Genomic DNA, 3,209 nt, shown 5'->3' with positions numbered 1-3,209 from the left:
TTTACTTCGTTCGGTTGTGCGAAGCCGATATTAACCAGAACGACTTCCATACTCGTGTGAGTTTTCGCATTTATCGTGAAACACTTTCGCGTTTTTCGTGCGCCGCTTCGGTCGGCGCATTCGCCGAGCAACACGGGCTGGTAATATCGTTCAAACGAACACCTGTGGGACCATCCGCAGTTTGTACACCGGGAATTCCCAAAGACGGAATGTTCCCGATTGAACCCGTGTTGGTATTGGGTGCCACATTTCCTTGACCACTTCCCAGGGTCGCCAACTTCATTCACCGTAAGCTGAGAGACAAATGTCTCCGTCGGTTCCCCGGATTTTCAGCCACATCCTCAAAAGATAGTTCTTCGGCTGTTGTAGAGAGACTATTGACAGCCGCATTGGTCCATGGTTCTGGGTCTCCACTTTTTCTCAGAAGGTGATGTAGTCGATACTGGGGAACGCTGCAAATCCCGCGACTCGATGGTAGAGTGTCGCCTCACCGCTGGGCAAAATCACAGTCAGAAGGTTCCAAATCCACAAAATTGCGATCAGGTGTTTCCCGGAATAGCTGTGTTTTTAAAGGAGATGCTGTCGTCGAATGCCTGCGTGATATTGTTAATCAGGAAGATCGCTGTACTGTTCAGCTTAGTCTCCCCAACTGCTGCATAGTCGACCACCATGCGGTACGTTCCAGTCTCCTCCACGTTTAATTTGTAGTTGACACGGGAACCAGCACGCATGTTGGACAAGCAGCTGCCGGGCTGGCCCTGTCCATCGTCCTGAAAATCTTCATAGCGGACTCCGGCGGAAGCATCTACATAGTCTTCGCCTTCTACTTTGCCAATACCATCGGCAGGGATATCGTTGACCACATCGGCATCGTTGTCGCGTTCCAACGTGAAACTATCCCACAAAATGTCTGCAGCTGCCTTTCCAGTGAACTCGAACGCAACATCTCCCGTCGGGAAACCAACCTGGATAGCAGCCGTTTCCAAATGTTCACCGCTTTCCAGTACAAGCGAGTCATCGATGTTCACTTGGTTTCCACCAACGAATATGGCCAGTGCATCATTGAGTTTTACTGCTTCACCATTGTTGGTGTATGCCAACTTGAGCTGATATTTACCTCCTTTGACCACCTGTAACTGATATGTCACGGACTCATTTTCAGGAATAGACAGTGCGCCATCCCTTTCGATTACGCCCGCTCCGGCTGATTTATAATTTTCCACTTCTGCCTGATCGACAATGTCATCCTTGACATTGATCTGAGCCGGAATCTCAATGACTTCCAGTTCTTCGTAGGTTCCATCCGCCAAGAGACGCTCATTCAACATGGTATCCAATTGGGTCAGATCTTCATCAATCACACGCAAGTTTGGCTGATTGTACGTGTAGACCATGCGGCTTCCAGCATCGCGGATGGAATTTCCCACAAAGACCTTGTAGTCCCCTGCCTCCAAGAGCCAGGCATTCTTGTGTCCTGTTACGCCTGTGTCGTCATAACTCGCCATATCCGAAATGGGGAAGGACAAAGTCATGGTCTGGCTCTCGCCGGGTTCCAACAGTTTGGTCTTACCAAAGGCAGCCAATACCTTTCCGGGTTTTCCCAGCACAGCGTCGCCTTCTCCCATTTGTGGAGCGCTGTAATAAACCTGCACAACTTCTTTTCCGGAATAAAAATCACCTGTGTTCGTGACTGTAGCAGAAACCTCTATGTGGGTCCCTACCTGGCTAGCGGTGACGTTGGAGATCGCAAAATCCGTATAGGACAGGCCATAGCCAAAGGGATAGCGGACTGTTTCATAATCGGGATCAAAGGTTTCAAAGTAACGGTAACCGGTAAAAATATCTTCCGTATATTTCTGGGTGGTACTTCCGCTGAAACCATCAGCAGGATAGGCGTCAAAGCTCTTAGCAACGGTTTCCGTCAGTTTTCCCGATGGGGTCACCCTACCGGAAAGAATATCGCCAACGTAATTGCCGCCCTCCTGGCCGCCATATCCCATGAAGACCAGGGCTTCGATTCCCATATCCTCTACAAATTCCATATCCGCTACAACACCATTGTTGTAGACCACAGTGACTTGGTCAAAGTATTTCGTGACCAGTTGGAGCATTTCCGTTTCTTCGTCGGTCAAAAGCCAGCCGCCCTTGTTGTTTTGCATGTCGTTGTTTTCGCCCACGATACGGCCAATCACCACAACCGCCTTATTGTTTCGTTCTTTGGCCTCCTTGACCAGCTCCTCGGTCAGAGGCATTTCAGGGAAAAAGCGGTCGCTGGTATAGATGACCTCTTCCTTCTTGTTGGCAGGGTCATTGCACCAGGTTTCATAAATCTCAGCCAAGGTTTCATCCACATGGATTCCCACATTTCGCATACCATCCAACACATTGACTTCATAGGCGGGATTCATATACGCTGCGCCTAAACCGCCTCGGATGGTATCCACTTGCATGCGTCCAAACACAGCAACTTGATCGTTCTCTGTCAATGGCAGTGTTTGATTCTAATTTTTAGAAGAATCACACCCTCATCGCCAATTTGACGGGCAAATTCGATGCGTTCTTCCATAAGATCAAACCGGCCACTGGTATCCCGTTCGGTGGGTAGACTCACGGTAAAGGGGTCCAGGGTATATGTTTCCCCACCGTTTGTCAAGGTCAATACATAGCGGTCTTCTTCCCAAGTCACATTGGCAATCGTATCTCCCAGGGTAATCTTTTCCTGGGCAACCTCCGTAGCTGCTTCTGCAATAGCCTGCTCATCCGCATAGTCGGCAGATGGAACCAAAACTCTTCCGCCAACCTGTTTTTTTGCCAAGCGCAGATATTGGCTCTCATCCGCAGGATAAACCGTTACAACACATTTGGCCGGAAGATCGGTCCCGCTGACAGCGCCCAATACTTCGAAAGTACCAACCTTGCTGTAATTTTTAGCAGGGATAGCATTCCAGGTTACCTTCAAATCGGATTGTTTCCCATCGGAATAGGTTGCGGTCACTTTTTCAGGGAGTTCGGGAGCGATTCCCACGACGGTTTCCGCTGAGGCAGTCTTCAAGTCCGTGATGATAGTACCGGCATCCCTGGCTTCCATCTCATAAATTGAATAGGGATATCCCGTACCGGCACTGTCCATGGTCAATTTCAGATACCGGCAAGTCTGGTTGATGACAATAGGCGTCTCACCCGGTTTGGAACTGGGAGTGTCATGGAAT

General features: G+C 49.4%; 3 protein-coding genes. 1 reads left to right on the top strand and 2 read right to left on the bottom strand.

Translation table 11 applies throughout. The features are described from left to right. Positions 1 to 257 (top strand): hypothetical protein (locus ACGCCZ_RS07010; protein ID WP_411655650.1); only part of this gene is annotated, 257 nt, incomplete at its 5' end. 282 nt (positions 258 to 539) lie between these two features. Here ACGCCZ_RS07010 and ACGCCZ_RS07005 read toward each other — a convergent pair. Continuing rightward, a complete protein-coding gene (locus ACGCCZ_RS07005) occupies positions 540 to 2,486 on the bottom strand; it encodes a glycoside hydrolase family 3 C-terminal domain-containing protein (protein ID WP_411655649.1) in 1,947 nt (648 codons plus the stop codon). Next, positions 2,483 to 3,209 (bottom strand): Ig-like domain-containing protein (locus ACGCCZ_RS07000; RefSeq protein ID WP_411655648.1); only part of this gene is annotated, 727 nt, incomplete at its 5' end. The genes ACGCCZ_RS07000 and ACGCCZ_RS07005, both read right to left, overlap by 4 nt.

Origin of the sequence: Anaeromassilibacillus sp. SJQ-1, assembly GCF_046693725.1 — a bacterium.
GTDB lineage: Bacteria > Bacillota > Clostridia > Oscillospirales > Acutalibacteraceae > Anaeromassilibacillus.
Note: the sequence above shows the minus strand (reverse complement) of the source record. Positions and strands in the feature narration are given on the sequence as shown.